Source organism: Cryptosporangium aurantiacum, assembly GCF_900143005.1.
GTDB lineage: Bacteria > Actinomycetota > Actinomycetes > Mycobacteriales > Cryptosporangiaceae > Cryptosporangium > Cryptosporangium aurantiacum.
The window spans coordinates 230,314-251,467 of record NZ_FRCS01000001.1; the positions used below are offsets into that span (position 1 = coordinate 230,314).

Here is a 21,154-nt window from a genome sequence, read left to right on the forward strand (position 1 = left end):
GGATGCGGCGACCACCCTCGCCGGTCAGATCCAGATGCAGTGTCAATTGATCCTCTCTTTCGGGCACTGATTGCACCCTATCCAGGGGTCAATTCGTTCCTAGGGTCGTGGCATGACAGCTGAACGAATGGATTTCTCCGCGGTGGCACCGAAGGTGTTCCGGGCGGTGCTCGCACTCGACAGCGCAGCCCGGGCCGGTCTCGACGGCGTGCTCGTGGAACTGGTCCAGATCCGCGCGTCGCAGATCAACCGCTGCGCGTACTGCATCGACTACCACTCCACCGACGCCCGCAAGGCCGGCGAGACCGAGCAGCGGATTTACCAACTCACGGCCTGGCCGGAGTCCGGCCTCTACACCGAGCGCGAACGTGCCGCGCTCGCGCTGACCGAGGCCGTCACCCTGCTCCCCGGTGGGGTGTCCGACGAGGTCTACGGCCGCGCGGCCGAGCATTTCGACGAGGCCGAGCTCGCCCAGCTCATCGCGCTGATCTTCACGGTCAACGCGTGGAACCGCATGAACGTCACGACCCGCAAGGCCCTGTGACGACCGTTCGCGCGGAGTCACCTGTGCGGGGGTGGCTCGCCGTCTCAGCGGTGGCGCTGGGCATCTTCGCGTTGATGACCTCGGAGCTGCTGCCGGTGGGGCTGCTGACGCCGGTCGGTGCGGCGCTGGACGTCTCGGAGGGGGCCGCCGGGCTGATGGTGACGGTGCCGGGGCTGGTCGCGGCGGTCTCGGCGCCACTGGTCACGGTGGCCACCGGACGGGTGGACCGGCGAGTCGTGCTCGCGGTCCTGGTCGGTCTGGTCGGGGCCGCGAACCTCGCTTCGAGCCTGGCGACGAGCTTCGCGGTGTTGCTGTTCGCCCGGTTCCTAATCGGGGTCAGCGTCGGTGGGTTCTGGGCGATCGCGGGAGGGATCGCCCTGCGGCTGGTTCCGGAGCGGCACGTCCCGCGGGCGACCGCCCTCATCTTCGGCGGCGTGGAGACCGCCTCGGTGCTGGGCGTCCCGCTCGGGACGCTGCTCGGTGATCTGAGCGGCTGGCGAGTCGCGTTCGCGGCAGTCGGTGTTCTCGGCCTGGTGTCGCTGGTCTGCCTGATCGTGCTGCTGCCGAAGATCCCGGCGGCAGCACCGCTCGCCTTCGCCGATCTGCCCCGGGTCTTCGCGCGCCGGGCCGGGTTGCGGCTCGGCATCGCGCTGACGTTCCTGGTGGTCACCGGCCACTTTCTCGCCTACACGTTCGTCCGGCCGCTGCTGCGGGCCGAGGGCGTCGACGGCGACCTGGTGGGCGTCTTCCTGCTGACGTTCGGCGCGGCCGGGATCTGCGGGAACTTCGTGGCCGGGGCGCTCGTCGCCAGGTACTTGCAGGCGACGGTCACCGGGATCTGCGCGTTGCTCGGGGCGTCGATGGCGATCCTGGCGGTGGCGGATGTCACCACGGTCACGGCGGGTGCAGTGCTCGCGCTGTGGGGGCTCGGTTACGGCGCCGTGCCGATGGCATTGCAAACCTGGATTCTGGACGCGGCCCCGGAGGCCACCGAAGCGGCGTCCGCGCTGTACGTCTCGGCTTTCAACCTGTCGATCGCGCTCGGAGCGCTCGTCGGTGGACTCGCCGTGAACCATGCTGGACTGAGCAGTGTGTTGTGGCTCGGAACGGCCCTCGCGGTGCTCGGCGCGGGGCTGTCGATCCGGCGTCCGAGCCGCTAGTGAGCGGCGCCACGCTGACGGATGTCACGGGACGTGGTGATATGGCTAACAGGACTGGCCGTTAACGGCGGGTGCGTAGAAATGCTACCGACGGGTAACATCACTCCTGACTGTATTACCTAGCGTGCGCGCGGACCGGTGCTGCCCCGGCAACCGACCGCGGGGGCACGAGTCCGTGGACGATCTGAGCAGGAGGTCTGAACAGACCCATGAACATCGTCGTACTGGTCAAGCAGGTTCCGGACTCCGGTACCGAACGGTCACTGCGCGCAGACGACAAGACCGTGGAGCGCGACTCGGCCAGCCTCGTGATCAACGAGATGGACGAGTACGCGATCGAAGAGGCGCTCAAGGTCAAGGAAGCCGTCGGCGGCACGGTCACCGTGCTGACGATGGGTCCGGACAAGGCCACCGAGTCGATCCGCAAGGCGCTCTCGATGGGCCCCGACGGCGCGGTGCACGTCAACGACCCCGCGCTGCACGGTTCGGACGCCCTCGCCACGTCGAAGGTGCTCGCCAAGGCCCTGCAGGGTCTGGAGTGGGACCTGGTCATCGCCGGTGCGGAGTCGACCGACGGCCGCGCCGCCGCCATGGCCTCGATGCTCTCCGAGCGTCTCGGTGTCGCCGGCCTCACGGGTGCCCGCAAGCTCACCGTCGACGGCAGCACGCTCACGATCGAGCGGCAGCTCGAGGACGGCTACCAGGTCGTCGAGGCGCAGACCCCGGCGATCGTCAGCGTCTGGGACACGATCAACGAGCCGCGCTACCCGTCCTTCAAGGGCATCATGGCCGCCAAGAAGAAGCCGGTCGACACCAAGTCGCTGGCCGACCTGGGCGTCGACGCCTCCGAGGTGGGTCTGGGCGCTGCCACCAGCAGCGTCGTCGAGTTCGCGCCGCGCCCGCCGCGTGCCGCGGGCGAGAAGATCACCGACGAGGGTGACGCCGGCAGCAAGCTGGTCGCGTACCTGGCCGCCGAGAAGATCGTCTGAGGAGGATCACACCCATGGCTGAAGTGCTGGTTCTCGTCGAGCACGTCGACGGCGCCGTCAAGAAGATCACGACCGAGCTGCTCACCGCCGCCCGTCAGCTGGGCGAGCCGTCCGCCGTCGTGGTCGGTGCGCCGGGCACGGCGGCCGGCTACGCGGACACGCTCAAGGAGTTCGGTGCGGCCAAGATCTACGCGGCCGAGTCGGACGAGGCCCTGACCTACCTGGTCGCGCCGAAGTCCGACATCCTCGCGTCGATCGCCGGCTCCGCTTCGCCGGCGGCGATCCTCATCGCCGCCACCGCGGAGGGCAAGGAGATCGCCGGCCGGCTGGCCGTCAAGCTCGAGTCCGGCCTGCTGTACGACGTCGTCGGGCTGGGCGCGGACGGGGTGGCCACCCAGGCCATCTTCGCCGGTCAGGTGATCGTGAAGTCGCAGGTCACCTCCGGTACGCCGATCTACGTCCTGAAGGGCGGGGCGGTGGACGCAGAGGCCGCGCCGGCTGCGGGCGAGCTCGTCGAGGCGTCGGTGTCGCTCTCCGAGGCGGCCACCAAGGCGAAGATCCTCGACCGGGTCGTCGAGTCGAGCGGCTCGCGTCCGGAGCTGACCGACGCGAACATCGTCGTGTCGGGTGGCCGGGGTGTCGGTTCGGCCGACAACTTCAAGGTCGTCGAGGACCTGGCGGACTCGCTGGGCGCTGCGGTCGGTGCGTCGCGCGCCGCCGTCGACTCCGGCTTCTACCCGCACCAGTTCCAGGTCGGGCAGACCGGTAAGACCGTGTCGCCGCAGCTGTACGTCGCGCTGGGCATCTCCGGTGCGATCCAGCACCGGGCAGGCATGCAGACCTCGAAGACGATCGTCGCGGTCAACAAGGACCCCGAGGCTCCGATCTTCGAGCTCGCCGACTTCGGTGTGGTGGGCGACCTCTTCGCGGTGGCCCCGCAGGCCGCCGAGGAAGTGCGCAAGCGCAAGGGCTGAGCTTTTTCGTCGGCCTGCGGCCGGGCACCCCGCTGGGGTGCCCGGCCGTTTCGCTGCATTGCCGTTCTGCTGCATTGCCGTTCTGCCGCATTGACCTCAATCGCGGTTGAGGTTTTAGCGTCGGACGAGTCATCGGTGACCGGCGCGCGCCTCCACCGGTGACGGTGTTCGGCCGGCGCGCAGTGAGAGGTGGACGATGCGGCGCGCGGCGCAGCTGGACCCGGACGTCGGTGGTCACCATCCGGAAAATCCGTCGATTCGACGCCGTAACGTGCAGGGTGTGACCGACTCGATCTCTGACGCCCGAACCGAGCCGGCCGCCCCGGAGCCGACCCGCCCAAGCGTGTTCGGGAAGGGGTACCGGGCGACGAGCGTCGGGCTGCTGCTGATCGTCACGATCGTGGCGTTCGAGGCGATGTCGGTGGTCACCGCGATGCCGATCGTCGTCGAATCGCTGGACGGGATGGCGTTCTACGCCTGGCCGTTCTCCGCGTTCATGGTCGCGAACCTGCTCGGCATGGTCGTGGCCGGTGAGGTGTCCGACCGCCTGGGACCCGCGAAGCCGATGCTCGCCGGGCTGGCGACGTTCGCGGCCGGCCTGCTGATCGCCGGTACCGCCACGACGATGGTGCAGCTGATCGCCGGACGCCTGGTCCAGGGCCTCGGCGGCGGCGTCCTGATCGTCGTCATGTACGTGCTGATCGGCGCGGGTTACCCGGCCGAGCTCCACCCACGGGTTTTCGGGCTGACCGCGATCGGCTGGGTGATGCCTGGGCTGATCGGGCCCGTGGTCGCGGGTTCGCTCGCCGAGCACGCGCACTGGCGGCTGGTCTTCCTCGGGCTGCTGCCGCTGGTGATCGTCGGTGCCGTGCTGATCGTCCCCGGGTTGCGGCGGACCCGTCCTCGAAGTGCGGGCGAGGCCGGGCCGACAGCGGTTTCCGGCACGTACCGCGGTGGCACGGCGGCCCGCTGGCCGTTCGCCCTGCTCGCCGGCGTCGGCGTGGTGCTGTTACAGCTCGCGGGCGAGCGGCTCGACGTCGTCGCGATCCCGCTCGCGGTGGCCGGGGTGATCGCCGTCGTGCTGGCCGTGCGCGTGCTCCTGCCGGTCGGTACCGGCGCGGCGGGCCGGGGACTTCCGGCCGTCGTCCTGATGCGCGGGCTGGCCGCCGGATCGTTCTTCGCCGTGGACACGCTCGTCCCGCTGACGCTCAGCTCCGTGCACGGGTGGAGTGCGGTCGGTGCGGGGCTGCCGCTGACGTTCGGGGCGCTCGGCTGGTCCAGCGCGTCCTGGCTGCAGGGCCGGTATCCCAAGCTGCCCCGGTCGGTGGTCGTCGGCACCGGGATGGCGGCGGTCGGCGTCGCGTGCGCGTCGATGGCGGTCATCGCGTGGGTTCCCGGATCGGCGTGGGCGGCGTTCCCGGCCTGGATCTTCGGCGGCCTCGGGATGGGGCTGGTGATGCCGTCGCTCGCGGTGCTGCTGCTGGAGTTCTCCACCGACGCCGACCGCGGCCGGAACAGCGCGAGCCTGCAGATCTCCGACGCGCTGCTCAGCTCGCTGACGATCGGGTTCAGCGGCGTCCTGGTGGCGGCGGCGACGGCCGGTGCGTTCCGGCTGTCCACCGCGGTCGGGGTGATCGACCTCGCGATGGTGGCGGTGGCGATCGTCGGCATCGCCGTCGCGCCGCGGCTCCGGCGATCGGCTGCGCCCCGCCTTCGCCATCGGGCGAGCACCGGCGCCGGATAGTCTGAACGCCGTCATGGTGTACCTCGATCACGCGGCGACTACGCCGATGCTGCCGGAGGCGGTTGCCGCGCTTACCGGTGCGCTGGGCGCTGTCGGCAACCCGTCCTCGTTGCACGCGGCGGGACGCCGGGCGCGCCGCGCGGTCGAGGAGGCACGGGAACGCCTGGCCGCCGCTCTCGGCGCTCGTCCGTCCGAGGTGTTGTTCACCGGCGGCGGCACCGAGAGCGACAACCTCGCGGTCAAGGGCATCTTCTGGGCTCGCCGGGACGCCGATCCCCGGAAGACCGTGGTGCTGGCCTCAGCGGTGGAGCACCACGCCGTGCTGGACGCCGTCGACTGGCTGGCCGCCCGAGAAGGCGCCACCGTCGAGCTGCTCCCGGTGGACGCCGACGGCCGGGTGTCACCCGCGACGTTGAGCGAGGCCCTGGAGAAGCACGGGGACACGGTCGCTCTGGTGACCGTGATGTGGGCGAACAACGAGGTCGGCACCGTACAGCCGGTGGCCGAGCTGGCCGCGATCGCGAAGGCGGCCGGGGTGCCGTTCCACAGCGACGCGGTGCAGGCGGTCGGGCAGGTGCCGGTGGACTTCCACGCGTCCGGCGTCGACGCGATGACGCTGACCGGCCACAAGGTGGGTGGTCCGCTGGGCGTGGGGGCGTTGCTGCTCGGGCGGGACGTGCCGTGTGTGCCGCTGCTGCACGGCGGTGGTCAGGAGCGGGACGTGCGGTCCGGGACGCTCGACACCCCGGCGATCGTCGCGTTCGCGGTGGCGGTGGAGGCCGTGGTCGAGGCGCAGGCGTCGTATGCGGCGCGGGTGGCGTCGCTGCGCGACGAGTTGGTCTCGCGTCTGCTCGCCGAGGTGCCGGACGCCGTCCTGAACGGGCCCTCGTCGGGGTCGTCGCGGCTGCCCGGTAACGCTCACTTCTCGTTCCCCGGCTGTGAGGGTGACGCGCTGCTGATGCTGCTGGACGCCAGGGGCATCGAGTGCTCGACCGGGTCGGCGTGCTCGGCGGGTGTCGCGCAGCCGAGCCACGTCCTCGTCGCGATGGGGTCGGGGGTCGAGCGGGCACGCGGCTCGCTGCGGTTCTCGCTCGGGCACACGTCCACCGTCGGGGACGTGGATGCGCTGGTCGCGGCGATCGGTGGCGTGGTGGACCGCGCCCGCCGCGCGGGAGCCGTCCGCAAGGCATAGCGCTTCCTCGGGCGCGAGGGCGCCCCGCCTGCCCGGGCCGCCTCCGCGGGCCGCCTCCGCGGGCCGCCTCCCGAGCTGCCTGGGCGGGCGAGACGCGGAGGGCGCGCTGGTGCGGCGCGCGGGCGCGTCGTTCGCTAGGGGCGGAGTGCTCTTATCTCATATTCGAGATACCGTTCTTGCTATGGACGAGGAGTTGCCCCGGTTGCCGGGGTTCCGGGAGGCGGCCTTGCGGCGTCGGCGGGAGACGATCGGCGTGCTCGCCGATCACCGGCGCGCCGCCGGGCTCTCGCAGACCGAGCTCGCCGCCCGGATGGGCACGTCGCAGTCGACGATCGCCCGCCTCGAAGCGGGCGAGGTCGACCCGCGGATCTCCACGCTCGAGCGGTACGCCGACGCGCTCGGCGGGCGGCTCGACGTCACGCTGCGCTTCGACCCGGCCCCGGCCGCACCGATTCCGCCGGGGCTGCCGCTGCTCCGGCCGGTCTCCGATCCCGCGGTTGCGCCCGACGTGCCGGCGCGCGAGTTCCCCGCGGTACCAATGAGGCCCGCAGCCCACACGTCGCCGCCCCCGGTGTCGCCCGGCTCGCCCGCCGGTCCGCCTGGCTCGCCCGCCGGGCCGTTGGAGCCCGGGCCGCCGGATGGCGACGCCCCCCGGCGTCCGCATGCCGCGCCTTTGCCCCCGACAGTCGCCGACCCGCCCGCACGTCCGACCCAACGACGGTGGTGATCTGTATGTCCTCCGCAACCTGGTTCCCGCCCGAACGCCCTCGCCCGTGGGAGCCCCGGCAGCCCGAGTGGCGTCCGCCGGGCTGGCAGCCCACCCAGCCCACGCAGCCCCACGAGCCGCCGCAGCCCGAACGGCCCCGCCCGTACTGGCCGCCGACGCCACCGCCCCAGCTGCCGCCGCCCGCCGAGGACGTCCGCGAGCTCTGGGAGGACCGCCTCCTCGACCAGCGGATCGTGCAGGTCAACGGACGCATCGACAACGACGTCGCCACCCGGGTCGCGAGCCGCCTGCTGCTGCTCGAGTCCCGGACGAGCCGGCCGGTGACGCTGCGGCTGAACAGCGGTAACGCCGACCTCACCGCGGTCTGGACGCTGGTGGACACGCTGGACGCACTCGTCGTCCCGGTGCACGCGCTGGTCGTCGGCGAACTCGGCGGCGGGAGCCTGGCGCTGCTCACCGCGGTCGCCGAACGGTATGCGCACCCGCACGCCCGGTTCCGGCTGGCCGACCCCTCGCTGCCGAGCATCACCGGCACGGCCGGGCAGCTCGCCGGTGAGGCCGCGGCGAACAAGACGCTCGTCGACTCGTTCCACGCGCGGCTCGCCGAGCTGACCGGGAAGACGCTCGACGAGGTGGCCGACGACTTCCGCCGCGGACGATTCCTCACCGCCGATGGTGCGGTCGAGTACGGCTTGATCACCGACATCCGGCCCCGCACGGTCCGTCCCGAGTGACCAGGAGGAGCAGCCACGACGAGTAACCCCGTACGCTCGTAGCCGAGCGAAGAGCCGGCGAAGAGCCGGCGACGAGCCGAGCGAAGAGACGAACGGGAGGCACGGACCGATGCGTGTGCTGGCGGCGATGTCCGGCGGGGTCGACTCCGCGGTGGCGGCTGCCCGCGCGGTGGAAGCCGGCCATGACGTCACCGGCGTCCACCTGGCGCTGTCGCCGTCCCCGCAGCAGCACCGCCTCGGCGCGCGTGGCTGCTGCACGGTCGAGGACTCCCGCGACGCCGCCCGCGCCGCCGACGTGATCGGCATCCCGTTCTACGTCTGGGCGATGGCGGACGAGTTCGGCCGCGACGTGGTGGACGATTTTGTCGCCGAGTACGCGGCCGGCCGCACGCCGAACCCGTGCCTGCGCTGCAACGAGAAGATCAAGTTCGAGGCGGTGCTCGACCGCGCGCTGGCGCTCGGCTTCGACGCGGTCGTCACCGGCCACCACGCCCGCCTGGAGCAGACCGAGACCGGCCCGCGCCTGCGCCGCTCCGTCGACGACGGTAAGGACCAGTCGTACGTGCTGGCCGTGCTCCGCCCCGACCAGCTCGCGCACGCGATGTTCCCGCTGGGCGACTCCACGAAGGCGCAGGTCCGCGAGGAAGCCGCGCGCCGGGGTCTCGGCGTCGCCGAGAAGCCCGACTCGCACGACATCTGCTTCATCCCCGACGGCGACACGGCCGGCTTCCTGCGTAAGCACCTCGGGGAGACGCCCGGCGACATCGTCGACGGCGCCACCGGCGAGGTGCTCGGCAGCCACAGCGGCGCCTACGCGTACACGGTCGGCCAGCGCCGTGGGCTCAAGCTCGGCCGCCCGGCCGCCGACGGTAAGCCCCGCTACGTCCTCGACATCTCGCCGGTGGAGAACACCGTGCGGGTCGGTCCCGCGGAGGCGCTCGACGTCGACGAGGTGATCGGTGCCCGCCCGGTCTGGACGAACGAGCCGCGCACCGAGCCGTTCGAGTGCGTCGCGCAGCTCCGGGCGCACGGCCAGACGTTCGCCGCGACGGTGACCCCCGACGGCGACCGCTGGACCGTCCGCCTGCACACCCCGGCGCGGGGCATCGCGTCCGGACAGGCCGTTGTGCTCTACGACGGCGACGTCGTCATCGGTTCGGCCACGATCGAGCAGGCCCGCAACGCGGTCCCGGCCTGATCCCACAGGGATCTCTCAGGCACCTCACCGGCGGCGAACAGGCGCATTGGCGATCGTCGAAGCATGACGGAGCGCTGTGCGCTTCGGTGACCGCTGGTCTGCCGTAGCGCAGAGCGCCGCCCCGCTGGAGACTCCCGTGACCGCAACCCTGTCCCGCCCCGACCTCGATCGTGACAGACCGTTACCAAGGAAGTACGTACCGAAGCGCCAGCACCGCCTGTCGCTGGTCGCGCTGCTGCTCGGCACCGGGGTGCTCTACCTCTGGAACCTCTCGGCGTCCGGCTATGCGAACGAGTTCTACGCCGCCGCCGTCCAGGCCGGGACGCAGAGCTGGAAGGCGCTGCTGTTCGGCTCGCTGGACAGCGCGAACTACATCACGGTCGACAAGCCACCCGCCGCGCTCTGGGTGATGGGCCTCTCCGGCCGGCTCTTCGGCTTCAACTCGTGGAGCATGCTCGCGCCGCAGGCGCTGATGGGCGTCGCTGCCGTCGGCCTGCTGTACGCGACCGTGAAGCGGTGGTTCGGCCATGCGGCCGGCCTGTTCGCCGGTGCGGCCCTCGCGCTCACGCCGGTCGCCGTGCTCATGTTCCGCTTCAACAATCCGGACGCTCTGCTGACGCTGTTGCTCGTGGCCGGCGCGTATTGCGTCGTCCGCGCCGTCGAGAGTGGACGTACCGGCTGGCTGCTGCTGGCCGGCTCGGCGCTCGGTTTCGGCTTCCTCACGAAGATGCTGCAGGCGTTCCTGGTGCTGCCCGCGTTCGCGCTGGTGTACCTGATCGCCGGTAAGCCCCGGCTGCGGCGCCGCATCGGGCAGCTGCTGCTGGCCGGTGTGTCGCTGGTGGTCTCCGCGGGCTGGTGGATCGCGCTGGTCGAGCTGTGGCCGGCGTCGTCGCGTCCGTACATCGGTGGCTCCGAAGGCAACAGCGCACTCGAACTCGCGCTCGGCTACAACGGCCTCGGCCGGTTGACCGGGTCCGAGGGCAACGGCGGTGGCGGTGGTGGGTTCAGCGGCGCCGCGGGGCTGTTCCGGCTCTTCAACGAGAACATGGGTGGCCAGGTCTCCTGGCTGTTGCCCGCCGCGCTGATCGCGCTGGTCGCCGGGCTGGTCCTGACGTTCCGGCGGCCGCGCACCGACCGCACCCGGGCGGCGCTCGTGCTGTGGGGCGGCTGGCTGCTGGTCACCGGCCTGGTGCTCTCGTTCATGGAGGGCACCGTGCACGAGTACTACACGGTCGCGCTGGCGCCGTCGGTCGTCGCGGTGGTCGCGATCACCGGGCGGTTGCTCTGGCTGGAGCGGCGCCGGTTCGTGGCCCGTGCCGCCCTGGCGGCGATGGTCGGAGCGACCGGCGCCTGGAGTTACGTCCTGCTGAACCGGACTGCGGACTGGTACCCGCCGCTGCGGTACGTCGTCGCGGTGGGGGCCGTGGTTGCGGTGGTCGGGCTGCTGGCCGGTGGACGTTGGAAGAAGCTGGCGGCGGTCGCGCTGATCGTCGGCCTGCTGACCGGGCTGGCCGGGAGCGGTGCGTACGCGCTGCAGACGGCGGCCACCGCGCACTCCGGCAGCACGCCGACCGCCGGTCCGGCCACGAGCGGCGGTATGGGTGGAGGTAATCCGCGGTTGGGAACCATGCCCTCCGGTGGCCAGGGTGGTCCCGGCGGCCAGCAGGGCACTCCGCCCGACGGCAGCGCCTCGTCCGGCTCGGCCTCGAGCACGGACTCGGCGAGCGGATCGTCGGACCCCACGGCGGCCGGCTCGACGTCGTCCGCAGCAGGGAACAGCACCACGACGGCGGGGAACCGGCCCACCGGGGGCGGAACCACCAGCAGCGCGGAGCTGACCGCGCTGCTGAAGGCCTCGGACACCACCTGGGCCGCGGCCGTCGGCACGTCGCAGACCGCCGCCTCGCTGGAGCTGGCGAGCGGGAAAGCGGTGATGGCGATCGGCGGCTGGAGCGGTAGCGACGAGTCGACGACGCTCGCGGCGTTCCAGGCGCTGGTGAAGGCCGGCAAGGTGCACTACTTCGTCGCCGGTGGTCAGGGCGGTGGTGACGGGGTGCTCGGTCAGATCACCAGCTGGGTCGAGGCGAACTACACCGCGACGACGGTCGGCGGCACGACGGTCTACGACCTGACCGCCTGACTCGACCGAGCGCTACGGCCTCCTCATCGCGGTTTGTAGACCGTGACGAGGAGGCCGTAGCGCTCTGCGTCGTCGCCGGCGTCCTGCAGGTCGTCGATCATTTTTTCGAGTGCGGCGGCGACGGTCGCGGCCTGTTCCGCGGTCAGCCGGACGTTGCGAAGGCGGCTGCCCACCGGCTCCGCGATGGCGAGCTCGTCGGCGACCGCGCGCATCAGGATCGGGCCCTGCGACGCGGCATCCGGGCCGGTGAACGAGAGCCGCCGGGCGGACCGCCGGTAGTAGTGCTCGGTGCCGCCGCGCACCTGGCGGGTCTCCACGATCCGCACCAGCCCGGCTTCCTGGAGTACGCCCAGGTGGTGGGCGATGTTGCCTTTGCGCTGGTCGAGGGCCTTCGCGAGCTGGCTGATCGTGGCCGCCTCGGTTCCCAGCGCGAACAGCAGGCGATGCCGCAGGGGGTGCCCGAGCGCCTTGTACTGCGCGGCGTCGGAGATTTCGAGATGTTCGTCCACGGCTTAAGTGTCAAGAACTCTTGACGCTTTGTCAATCGCGGTGCTTCACTGCCGGTGGCAGTCACTTCACGGCGGGAGCCACCACCATGCGAAGCGCGGAGATCGACGCGATCGTCGACCGGACGATCGAGCTGCTCGACCAGTACGTCTTCCCAGACGTCGGGGCACGGGCCGGAGCGGCGGTGCGGTCCGCGCAGGCGGCGGGCCGCTACGCCGAGGGCATCGAACCGGAGGTGCTCGGGAAGCTCGTCACCGACGATCTGCAGTCGATCAACGGCGACAAGCATCTGCGTCTGCAGTTCACTCCTGACGCCTTACCGCTGACGACGGGGGACAAGGCCGCCGACGACGACGCCGAGCACGCCGAAGCCGCGCGGGAGGCGGCCCGGGACGCGGGTGGCGTCCGCAGGGTCGAGCGGCTCGACGGCAACCTGGCCTACATCGAGATCGAGACGCTGTGGCCGCCGGTGATCGCGGCACCGGCGATGAGCGCCGCGATGACGCTCGCCGACGGCGCCGACGGCCTCGTCATCGATTTGCGCCGGTGCCGGGGTGGGTCGCCGGACATGGTCGCGTTCGTCTGCAGCCACCTGTTCGGGCCGGATCCCGTGCACCTCAACGACATCTACGACCGGGCGACGGACGAGACCCGGCAGTACTGGACATCCTCCTCCGTGCCCGGTCCCCGATTCGGACCCGAGCGCCCGGTCGCGGTGCTGACCAGCGCGTTCACGTTTTCCGGCGGGGAGGAGCTGGCCTGGGACCTGCAGGAACTCGGGCGAGCGACGCTGTTCGGCGAGATCACTCGAGGTGGTGCGCATCCGGTCGACCGGGTCCAGGTCCACCCGCATCTGCGGGTGACGGTCCCGAGCGCGCGTTCGGTGAGCCCGCGCTCCGGCGGGAACTGGGAGGGCACCGGAGTGCGACCGGACGTGGAGGTGCCCGCCGCCGACGCCCTCGCCCGCGCGGTGGAGCACCTGCTGGGTGCCCGAGAGAGTTGACCCGCTAGGCGCGAGAGGTCGCTGACGGGACAACTTTCTCCGGGCCGGCGGCAGCGGGCGGCTACCCCGGCTGGCCGTAAGGTTCTCGGCGTGGAAGCGACATACCCCTGGCCCGCCGGAGCGGCGACCGGTGTGGGCTCACTGCCCGGCACCGACGTCGTCGAGGCAGTGCGGACCGTGCTCGGCGAGTTGCCCGACCTGCCGCACCTGCCCGAGCTGCCCGCCCGCGGCCCCGGCTCCGACCTGATCGGCCGCGGCGCGTCGTTCCTCGTCGAGTTGCCGGTGGATCTGCAGCCGTCCGGGTGGCGGCTGGTCGACCGGCCGGGACGCGACCTGCGCCGAGCGCTCGACCTATTGGAGCGCGATCTGGACGCGCTCACCGAGCAGGCCGAGGGCTACACCGGCCCGCTCAAGGTGCAGGTCGCCGGGGTCTGGACGCTCGCCGCGTCGATCGAACTCCACAACGGCGCCAAGGCGCTCTCCGACCCGGGCGCGGTCCGTGACCTGGCCGCGTCGCTGCTCGACGGGCTGGTCGCCCACCTCGCCGACGTGCGGCGCCGGGTGCCGGGCGCGTCGCTCCTGATGCAACTCGACGAGCCGTCGCTGCCCGCCGTGCTGGCCGGGCGGATCAAGACGCCCAGCGGCTACGGCACGGTGCGCCGCCCGGAGGAGAGCGTGGTCGAGCAGGTGCTCGCGACGCTGGTCGAGAAGGTCGGCGCGCCGGTCGTCTTCCACTGCTGCGCGTCCGACGTGCCGTGGGCGCTGTTCCGCCGCACCGGCGCGGCGGCGGTGTCGGCCGACCTGACGCTGCTGGGCCCGCCGGACCGCTGGAGCACCCGGGCCATCGACACGATCGGCGAGGAGCTGGACGCCGGGCTCGGGCTGTTCGCGGGTGTGGTCCCGGCGGTGCCGCCGGCCGCCGCTCCGAACACGGCCGATGCGCGTGCTGCCCGTCGCGCGCAGGCCCAGGAAATGTCGGACCCGGCCGCTAGCGTGACTCCCGTGCGGACGCTTTGGCAGCGGCTGGGTTTCGACCCGGCCGGCCTGGCGAGCCAGGTGGTGACGACGCCTACGTGTGGGCTGGCCGGCGCCACCGGCGACCGCGCGCGGGCAGTGCTGGCGCAGGTCCGGGCAGCCGGGCGCAGCCTCGTCAAGGATCCGGAGGCCTGAGGCGTGGACGAGACAGACGTTCCCAACCCGACGTCGGAGGACGTGACGGTCGACCCGGCGCCGCCGGAGGTACGGAAGCAGCACGACGTGCTGGCCGAGGAGATCCTCGGCCACCAGTTCGCGTACTACGTCTCCGACGCACCGACGGTGTCCGACGCCGACTACGACCGAATGATGCGCGAGCTGGAGGCGATCGAGGACGCGCACCCCGACCTGCGCACGCCCGAGTCGCCGACGCAGCGGGTGGGCGGCACGTTCTCCACCGACTTCACCGCGGTCGACCACCTCGAGCGGATGCTCAGCCTCGACAACGCGTTCAGCGACGAGGAGTTCACCGAGTGGGCCGAGCGGGTGCACCGCGAGGTCGGCACCGAGATCCACTACCTCTGCGAGCTGAAGATCGACGGGCTCGCGATCAACCTGCTCTACGAGAACGGCCGCCTGACCAGGGCGCTGACCCGCGGCAACGGTGTCACCGGCGAGGACGTCACGCTCAACGTCCGCACGATCGCCGACGTGCCGACCGTGCTGTCCGACGACGGTGGGCACGACGTACCCGCGCTGGTCGAGGTTCGCGGCGAGGTGTTCTTCCCGGTCGAGGCATTCGGCGATCTGAACGCGAGCCTGGTCGAGGCGGGCAAGGCGCCGTTCGCCAACCCACGCAACGCGGCGGCGGGCTCGCTGCGGCAGAAGGACCCGCGAGTCACCGCGTCCCGGCCGCTGCGGATGCTGGTGCACGGCATCGGCGCCCGCGAGGGCTTCGCCCTCACCCGCCAGTCCGAGGCGTACGACCGGTTGAAGGCTTGGGGTCTGCCGGTCTCCTCCCACTACAAAGTGCTCACCACGTTGGACGAGGTGCGCGCGTACATCGCGAACTTCGGTGAGCACCGGCACTCGGTCGAGCACGAGATCGACGGCGTCGTCGTGAAGATTGACGAGGTCGGGGCGCAGCGGCGGCTCGGCTCGACGTCCCGGGCGCCGCGATGGGCGATCGCGTTCAAGTACCCGCCGGAGGAGGTCAACACCAAGCTCCTCGACATCCGGGTCAACGTGGGGCGCACCGGCCGGGTCACCCCGTACGGCGTGATGGAGCCGGTGTTGGTGTCCGGCTCCACCGTGGAGATGGCGACGCTGCACAACGCCAACGAGGTGCGCCGGAAGGGCGTGCTGATCGGCGACACGGTCGTGCTGCGCAAGGCGGGCGACGTGATTCCGGAGATCGTCGGGCCGGTCGTCGACCTGCGCGACGGCACCGAGCGCGAGTTCGTGATGCCGACCCACTGCCCGGAGTGCGGCACCGAGCTGCGCCCGGCCAAGGAGGGCGACGTCGACATCCGGTGCCCGAACGCGCGTACCTGTCCGGCGCAGCTGCGGGAACGGATCTTCTTCCTGGCCAGCCGTTCGGCGCTCGACGTCGAGGCGCTCGGGTACGAGGCGGCGATCGCGCTCACCCGGCCCGACGCGCCGGAGAAGGCTCCGCTCACCGACGAGGGCGAGCTGTTCGCGCTCACCCCGGCCGACCTCGCCGACGTGGCGATCAAGCGGGTCAACAAGAAGACCGGCGACGAGGAGCTCGTCCCGTTCTTCTACACGAAGGGCACCGCCAAGCAGCCCTCGGTGCCGACGAAGAACACCGAGCGGCTCTTCGCCGAGCTGGCTGCGGCCAAGGAGCGGCCGCTCTGGCGGGTGCTGGTGGCGCTGTCGATCCGGCACGTGGGGCCGACCGCCGCCCAGGCGCTGGCCCGGTCGTTCCGCTCGATCGACCGCATCGCGGAGGCGAGCGCGGAGGAACTGGTCACCGCCGAAGGCGTCGGGCCGACGATCGCGGCCGCGGTGCGCGAGTGGTTCGAGGTCGACTGGCACCGGGCGATCGTGGAGAACTGGCGGGCCGCCGGGGTCCGGCTGGAGGAAGAGGCGGTCGACGAGGGGCCGCGGCCGCTGGAGGGCATCACGGTCGTGGTGACCGGGTCGCTGGAGGAGTTCAGCCGCGACTCGGCGAAGGAGGAGATCCAGCGGCGCGGTGGCAAGGTGTCGGGCTCGGTCTCGAAGAAGACCGGCTTCGTCGTCGTGGGGGAGTCGCCCGGTTCGAAGCACGACAAGGCTGTGCAGCTCAAGGTGCCGGTGCTGGACGAGGCCGGCTTCAAGGTGCTGCTCGCCGACGGACCGGACGCGGCGCGTGCGGTGGCCACGATCGGCGACCCGAACGCCGACCCAGCCGCCGCCGACGCGGACTCGGCCGGCGACGCGCCCGCCGATTCGGCCGGCGACGCTGACACGGGCTCGACCGCCGCCGCGCCCGCCGATTCGGCCGCTGACGCCGACGCGGACTCGGCCGGCACCGCCGAGCCGGCCGCCGCGGAGGGGTAGAGCTAGCTCCACCCCGGATTCGGCGTAGGGCTCCACTGTGCTCGAGTGGCGAGCCCGGCATCGTCAAGGCATGACACGGGGCGAGGTGCAGAGGGAGCGATCCGCGGTGACCCCGGGGCGACCGCTGGTAGCCGCGTGCGCGGCGGCGGCGATCGTGCTGGGGTCGGCGCTGGCCGTGTTCGCGGCGGCCGGGCACGGTGTCGGCGGCGGCTCCGCCGGAGCCGACCGTCCGATCGAGTGGGTGCTGCTCAGCTGCCTGCTCGCGGCGGCGATCGAGGGTGCCGTACTCCGTCCACCCCGCCGCCGCCTCGGCGCGCCGCCGCCCGACCCAGGGCCGGCAGGCGCCCGGCCGGCGGGCGTCGTGTCGGCAGCCGTCGCGGTCGTGGTGCTCGTTGGTGGTGCGGTCGTGTGGCCGTTCGGAGCGGGCCTACTGGCGGCGGCGCTCGCGCTGGCGTTCGTGCCGGATGCGATCGGAAGCGCGCTCGCCCTGTCGGCGCGCGACCTGGTGCTCCCTACCGCGGTGTTCTGCGTAACCGGCGCGGCCGGGTTCGTCGCGCTGCTGCCCGCAACCGGCAGTGCCGCCGTGGCGCTGTGGGTGATCGCCGGTGCGGCGGCGGCAACGGCGCTCACCGTCCGCCTCCTCGGGAGGCCCGCGGTTCCTGACATCGGCGAGGGTTTCCGCTCCCTCAGCGCGAACGGCGCCCGCCCCACCACGCCGTTCGCCGAGTAAGCAGCGCGGCCCGGCGCCACGCGCTCAACCCCGTAGCTACCCTGGACGGCCCGAGCTTCCGTCCTTTCTGGATCAGCGGCACTGCGCTGTCGTCCCAGCGACAGCAGAACCACGCTGTACCAATGTGGACAGCGGGCGTACCAGCACTTCCGCCGGCAACGGTGCCTGCCATCCGTGTCCTCGGCGGCGCCGAGCACCGGCTGCCGCCCGGGCAGATTGCATTTAGAAGACCTGGGACCCTTCCAAATGCAATCTGCTTAGTGGCGCGCGCGGGAAGCGGCGGCCCGCGGCGCAACGGCCGCCCGCGCCGAACCGGCGGCGCCGGGCCGAACTGGCGACGCCGCGCTGCCGCGCCGCGCTGCCGCTACCACGCCGCGCCGCGCTGCCGCGCGAACTACGTCCGACCCGCCGCGGCTGGGACCGCCCAGCGGTGCAGCAGCGAGCGGTAGTGCCCGTTGTCGGCGCGGTGCAACTCAGCGGGCGTCCCCTGCTCCACCACCCGCCCATCAGCCAGCACGACGACGTAGTCGGCCTCGGTGGCCAGCCGCAGGTCGTGTGTGATCAGCACCGTCGTCCGCCCGGCCATCAACCGTCGCAGCGGACCGAGCAGCCGCCGCACCGCGTCGGTGTCGAGCCCGGTCGTCGGCTCGTCGAGCACCAGCACCGGCGCGTTCCGGACGAGCGCTCGCGCGATCGCGATCCGCTGCCGCTGACCACCGGAGAGGAACCGCCCACGGTCGCCGAGCACGGTGTCGTACCCGTCTGGCAGCGCCCGGATGAACACGTCGGCGTCCGCCGCGGTGGCCGCGGCAACGATCTCGGCGTCGGTCGCGTCCGGACGCCCGAACGCGATGTTCTCCCGCACCGTGCCGTGCAGGATCGTGGTCTCCTGCGGCAGCAGCGTGACGTGCTCGCGGAGCGCGTCGAGCGAAAGGTCCCGCAGGTCGACGCCGTCCAGCAGCAGCTGCCCTGACGCCGGGTCGACGAAGCGCAGCAGCAGCCGGGTGAGCGTCGACTTCCCGGCACCGCTTGCCCCGACCATCACAACCGTGCGGCCGGCCGGAACCCGCAGCGAGAGATCCGAGAGTGCCGGACGGACGGCGCCCGGATACTGAAAACCGACGTTCCGCAGCTCCAGGTCGCCGTGGACGACGTCGGGGCGGAGCGCCCCCGGACGGGCGGTGACTTCGGGCGCGGTGTCCAGCAGCTCGGCCACCCGGTCCCCGGCCGCGCGGGCAGCGGCCAGGCCCAGCGCGAGCTGCCCGAGGCTCTGCACGGGCGGATAGAGGTAGCTGATGAAACCGGCGAACGTGAGCAGCCCGCCGAGGCTGAGCCGTCCCGCCCCGATCTCCCACGCGCCCACCCCGACGATCGCCAGCACACACAGCGTCTCGACGACGCTCACCAGCGGTCCGTACGCCCCGTGCACGCGCGCCTGCGCGATGCGGATCGCCGCCCACCGCCCCCCGGCCGCCGCCGCCCGCCCGCGAACCAACCCCTCGCGGTTGTAGGCCTGCACCAGCGCGACCGCCGACAGGCTCTCCTCGACGACGGCGACGACCTCGCCGTTGGTCTCCCGCTCGTCGTCGGCGACCGCACCGATCCGCCGGGAGAACCGCCGCGCGGCGAACCAGAGCAGCGGCGCCGCGGCGAACGTGAGCAGCGCGAGCTCCCAGCGCAGCACCAGCGCCGCCACCCCGAACGCCACCACGCTGAGCAGGGCCGACACCGCCTGCACCGGCCCCGACCCGACGATCTCCTCGACCTCTTCGACGTCGTCGGTCAGCCGAGCGACCAGATCGCCGTGTTCCATCCGGTCGACCGTGCCCGGCGAGAGCCCGACGACGTGCCCGAACGTGTGGTCGCGCAGCCGCGCCACGAACCGTTCGGCAGCCGCCGCCGACAGCCAGTCGCCGACGTACTGCGCGACCCCGCCGAGCACCGCGGCGCCGAGCCAGAACGCCGCCAGCGGGATCAGCGCCGCGAGCACACCGGTGGTCAGGACGTCGTCGGTGATCCGCCCGAACACCCAGACGCCCGCCAGCTCGCAGGCGGTGGCGACCACGAGCAGGAGCACCGCCCCGGCCAGCCGCCACCGATCCGGCCGCATCAACGGCCAGTACCGGCGAAACAACGGTCGCGTCGCGCTGATCTGTGACCGCCTACGGCGGCCGTGGTTTTCGGGTTGCATGGGTGCGGCTCCGAACAATTTATTTGGACGCCTGACGCGCCGGCGCCGGTGGCCAATGAGCCACCGGCGCCGGTAACGAATCGCTATGTTGAATTCGGTAACATCAAATTCAGGCGATCGAAGAGAATTCAGTCACACGGACGCTTCGCTGCGGTCTGCTGCGCGGTCCGGCGCTTGGTCTTCCGCTCGGGAGCAGGCGTGGAAATCGGCTTGGCAGGCGTGGGGAGCTGGCGGAAAGCCATGATGGAGCGTCCTTTCGAGAGGTGTGCGGAGGAGAGGGTGCTCAGCGCGGCGACGGCGCGGCGGCCGGCTTGCGGGTCTTCTTGACCGGCTTGGTGACGGTCTTGCGCTTCTTCGACTGCGGCACCGGAACCTGCTTGAACGACATTGCGGACTCCTTCGTTTTATTTTCTCGGTCGCGGTAATTGCGGCGACATGGAAAACAATAGGGTCCGGACCATCGGTATTCGCTGTCCGCGGGATGAGTATTGATTAGGCGCCGGGGAATGCACTCTCTGAGCCGATTCTCATCGTGCCCACGCTGAATTCTTCAGGCGTGTCAGTCGTCAGAACTTCCGGAGTTACGGCGGAAGCGTTTGGTCTGCGAGCGCCGGGCCTTCTCGCTCAGCCGGCGCTCGACCGAACCGCGGCTCGGCCGGGTGGGCCGACGAGGACGCGGCGGCGGCGCGATCGCCTCGGCCAGCAGCGCGGCGAGCCGCTCCTCCGCAGCCAGGCGGTTGCGGTACTGCGAGCGGTGCTCGGACGCGGCGACCGTGACCACACCGTCGACGAGCCGGCCGGCCAGCCGTTCCCGGGCGCGTTCCTTGAGGACCGGGCTGAACGCGGAGCTGTTCTCCAGGTCCCAGGACAGCTCGACGCGAGAGTCGGCGGTGTTCACCGACTGCCCGCCCGGGCCGCTGGATCGCGAGAAGCGCCAGTAGAGCTCGGCCTCCGGGATCACGACCGAGCCTCGGACGCGCAACGGGCCAGGCACGCCCCAAGCATTCCACCCGCGCCTAGCGGTATTCCGACCGACCGAGCGCGGGTAGCGTCGGGGTATGCGGGTTGTCATAGCGGGTGGGCACGGGAAGATCGCGCTGCGGTTGGCGAAGCTGTTGAGCGCCGACGGGGATCAGCCGGTCGGCCTGATCCGCAACCCTGCCCACGTGGCCGACGTCGAGGCTGCCGGTGCCGAGGCCGTCGTCCTCGACCTGGAGAAGGCTTCGGTCGACGACGTCGCTGCGGTCGTCCGGGGCGCCGACGCGGTGGTGTTCGCAGCCGGCGCCGGGCCGGGCAGTGGCGCGGCCCGCAAGGACACGGTCGACCGCGGGGCTGCGGCTCTGCTCGCCGACGCCGCCGAGGCCGCGGGCGTCGACCGGTACCTGATGGTGTCCTCGGTGGGGGCCGGCAAGGAGCCGCCGCCGGACACCGAGCCGGTGTTCGCCGCGTACCTGCGGGCGAAGACCGCCGCCGACGAGGACCTGCAGTCCCGCAAGCTCGCCTGGACGATCATCCGGCCGGGGCACCTCACCGACGTGCCCGGCACCGGACGCGTGGCGCTCGACGTCACGGTGGAGCGCGGCAGCGTCCCCCGGGACGACGTCGCCGAGGTGCTGCTGGCCGCGCTGCGCCGTCCGTTCACGGCCGGGCTCACGCTGGAGCTGATCGAGGGAACAGTGCCGATCGTCCCGGCCCTCACCGACGCAGCCGGCGACCGCGCCTGACGGCGCGCCCCGCACCCGCGCCTGACGGCGCGCCCCGCGCCTGACGGCGCGCCCCGCGCC

18 protein-coding genes are annotated in these 21,154 nt (G+C 71.9%); 15 read left to right on the plus strand and 3 right to left on the minus strand.

Translation table 11 applies throughout. The annotated features are described in order from the left end of the window. Positions 1–127 precede the first annotated feature (127 nt). The 10 genes from BUB75_RS00930 (at position 128) to BUB75_RS00975 (ending at position 11,402) form a co-directional block, all read left to right on the plus strand. Positions 128–544, plus strand: a complete 417-nt coding sequence (locus BUB75_RS00930) for a carboxymuconolactone decarboxylase family protein (RefSeq protein ID WP_073250484.1) — start codon at positions 128–130, stop codon at positions 542–544. Further along, positions 541–1,704 (plus strand): MFS transporter, encoded by a 1,164-nt coding sequence (locus BUB75_RS00935; RefSeq protein WP_073250487.1) that lies wholly within the window; start codon positions 541–543, stop codon positions 1,702–1,704. The genes BUB75_RS00930 and BUB75_RS00935 overlap by 4 nt, the downstream gene beginning before the upstream one ends. A 209-nt stretch (positions 1,705–1,913) precedes the next feature. Then, positions 1,914–2,693 carry an electron transfer flavoprotein subunit beta/FixA family protein gene (locus BUB75_RS00940; RefSeq protein ID WP_073250490.1) on the plus strand — a complete coding sequence of 260 codons (780 nt, stop codon included), beginning with the start codon at positions 1,914–1,916 and terminating at the stop codon, positions 2,691–2,693. Between the two features lie 14 nt (positions 2,694–2,707). Beyond that, positions 2,708–3,667 carry an electron transfer flavoprotein subunit alpha/FixB family protein gene (locus tag BUB75_RS00945; RefSeq protein WP_073250492.1) on the plus strand — a complete coding sequence of 320 codons (960 nt, stop codon included), beginning with the start codon at positions 2,708–2,710 and terminating at the stop codon, positions 3,665–3,667. A 280-nt stretch (positions 3,668–3,947) separates the two neighbouring features. Then, positions 3,948–5,411 (plus strand): MFS transporter, encoded by a 1,464-nt coding sequence (locus BUB75_RS00950; protein WP_218617215.1) that lies wholly within the window; start codon positions 3,948–3,950, stop codon positions 5,409–5,411. 13 nt (positions 5,412–5,424) lie between these two features. Then, complete coding sequence (locus tag BUB75_RS00955; RefSeq protein WP_073250494.1) at positions 5,425–6,603, plus strand: cysteine desulfurase family protein; 1,179 nt, start codon at positions 5,425–5,427, stop codon at positions 6,601–6,603. Positions 6,604–6,784: 181 nt separating this feature from the next. Further along, complete coding sequence (locus BUB75_RS46935; protein WP_073250496.1) at positions 6,785–7,330, plus strand: helix-turn-helix domain-containing protein; 546 nt, start codon at positions 6,785–6,787, stop codon at positions 7,328–7,330. A 5-nt stretch (positions 7,331–7,335) separates the two neighbouring features. Then, complete coding sequence (locus BUB75_RS00965) at positions 7,336–8,064, plus strand: ATP-dependent Clp protease proteolytic subunit (RefSeq protein WP_084740108.1); 729 nt, start codon at positions 7,336–7,338, stop codon at positions 8,062–8,064. Positions 8,065–8,173: 109 nt separating this feature from the next. Further along, the gene (gene mnmA / locus BUB75_RS00970; protein WP_073250498.1) at positions 8,174–9,262 is read left to right on the plus strand and encodes a tRNA 2-thiouridine(34) synthase MnmA; all 1,089 of its coding nucleotides are present in this window, start codon (positions 8,174–8,176) and stop codon (positions 9,260–9,262) included. A 136-nt stretch (positions 9,263–9,398) separates the two neighbouring features. Beyond that, the gene (locus BUB75_RS00975) at positions 9,399–11,402 is read left to right on the plus strand and encodes an ArnT family glycosyltransferase (RefSeq protein WP_073250500.1); all 2,004 of its coding nucleotides are present in this window, start codon (positions 9,399–9,401) and stop codon (positions 11,400–11,402) included. A gap of 23 nt (positions 11,403–11,425) precedes the next feature. On the opposite strand, the gene BUB75_RS00980 is transcribed toward BUB75_RS00975, so the two are convergent. After that, positions 11,426–11,911 (minus strand): ArsR/SmtB family transcription factor, encoded by a 486-nt coding sequence (locus BUB75_RS00980; RefSeq protein WP_073250502.1) that lies wholly within the window; start codon positions 11,909–11,911, stop codon positions 11,426–11,428. Between the two features lie 86 nt (positions 11,912–11,997). Here BUB75_RS00980 and BUB75_RS00985 point away from each other — a divergent pair, with 86 nt between their 5' ends. From BUB75_RS00985 to BUB75_RS01000, 4 genes are all read left to right on the plus strand, one after another. Beyond that, positions 11,998–12,912 carry a S41 family peptidase gene (locus tag BUB75_RS00985; RefSeq protein WP_073250505.1) on the plus strand — a complete coding sequence of 305 codons (915 nt, stop codon included), beginning with the start codon at positions 11,998–12,000 and terminating at the stop codon, positions 12,910–12,912. Between the two features lie 90 nt (positions 12,913–13,002). Then, positions 13,003–14,082 (plus strand): methionine synthase, encoded by a 1,080-nt coding sequence (locus BUB75_RS00990; protein ID WP_073250508.1) that lies wholly within the window; start codon positions 13,003–13,005, stop codon positions 14,080–14,082. A 3-nt stretch (positions 14,083–14,085) separates the two neighbouring features. After that, positions 14,086–16,449 carry an NAD-dependent DNA ligase LigA gene (ligA, locus tag BUB75_RS00995; RefSeq protein ID WP_245806198.1) on the plus strand — a complete coding sequence of 788 codons (2,364 nt, stop codon included), beginning with the start codon at positions 14,086–14,088 and terminating at the stop codon, positions 16,447–16,449. A gap of 70 nt (positions 16,450–16,519) precedes the next feature. Then, positions 16,520–17,179 (plus strand): hypothetical protein, encoded by a 660-nt coding sequence (locus BUB75_RS01000; RefSeq protein WP_073250510.1) that lies wholly within the window; start codon positions 16,520–16,522, stop codon positions 17,177–17,179. 394 nt (positions 17,180–17,573) lie between these two features. Here BUB75_RS01000 and BUB75_RS01005 read toward each other — a convergent pair whose 3' ends face one another. Both BUB75_RS01005 and arfB read right to left on the minus strand, forming a co-directional pair. Then, positions 17,574–19,289, minus strand: a complete 1,716-nt coding sequence (locus BUB75_RS01005; protein ID WP_073250513.1) for an ABC transporter ATP-binding protein — start codon at positions 19,287–19,289, stop codon at positions 17,574–17,576. Between the two features lie 640 nt (positions 19,290–19,929). Then, positions 19,930–20,364 carry an alternative ribosome rescue aminoacyl-tRNA hydrolase ArfB gene (gene arfB / locus BUB75_RS01010; protein ID WP_073250515.1) on the minus strand — a complete coding sequence of 145 codons (435 nt, stop codon included), beginning with the start codon at positions 20,362–20,364 and terminating at the stop codon, positions 19,930–19,932. 64 nt (positions 20,365–20,428) lie between these two features. Between arfB and BUB75_RS01015 the strand changes: the two genes are divergently transcribed. After that, positions 20,429–21,094, plus strand: a complete 666-nt coding sequence (locus tag BUB75_RS01015) for an SDR family oxidoreductase (protein WP_073250517.1) — start codon at positions 20,429–20,431, stop codon at positions 21,092–21,094. The last annotated feature ends 60 nt before the right edge of the window (positions 21,095–21,154 follow it).

Coding starts and splice junctions, on each gene's coding strand:
- BUB75_RS00930 (WP_073250484.1), top strand. CDS start 128: ATGGATTTCTCCGCGGTGGCACCGAAGGTGTTCCGGGCGGTGCTCGCA.
- BUB75_RS00940 (WP_073250490.1), top strand. CDS start 1,914: ATGAACATCGTCGTACTGGTCAAGCAGGTTCCGGACTCCGGTACCGAA.
- BUB75_RS00945 (WP_073250492.1), top strand. CDS start 2,708: ATGGCTGAAGTGCTGGTTCTCGTCGAGCACGTCGACGGCGCCGTCAAG.
- BUB75_RS00955 (WP_073250494.1), top strand. CDS start 5,425: ATGGTGTACCTCGATCACGCGGCGACTACGCCGATGCTGCCGGAGGCG.
- BUB75_RS46935 (WP_073250496.1), top strand. CDS start 6,785: ATGGACGAGGAGTTGCCCCGGTTGCCGGGGTTCCGGGAGGCGGCCTTG.
- BUB75_RS00965 (WP_084740108.1), top strand. CDS start 7,336: ATGTCCTCCGCAACCTGGTTCCCGCCCGAACGCCCTCGCCCGTGGGAG.
- mnmA (WP_073250498.1), top strand. CDS start 8,174: ATGCGTGTGCTGGCGGCGATGTCCGGCGGGGTCGACTCCGCGGTGGCG.
- BUB75_RS00985 (WP_073250505.1), top strand. CDS start 11,998: ATGCGAAGCGCGGAGATCGACGCGATCGTCGACCGGACGATCGAGCTG.
- BUB75_RS01000 (WP_073250510.1), top strand. CDS start 16,520: ATGACACGGGGCGAGGTGCAGAGGGAGCGATCCGCGGTGACCCCGGGG.
- BUB75_RS01005 (WP_073250513.1), bottom strand. CDS start 19,289: ATGCGGCCGGATCGGTGGCGGCTGGCCGGGGCGGTGCTCCTGCTCGTG.
- BUB75_RS01015 (WP_073250517.1), top strand. CDS start 20,429: ATGCGGGTTGTCATAGCGGGTGGGCACGGGAAGATCGCGCTGCGGTTG.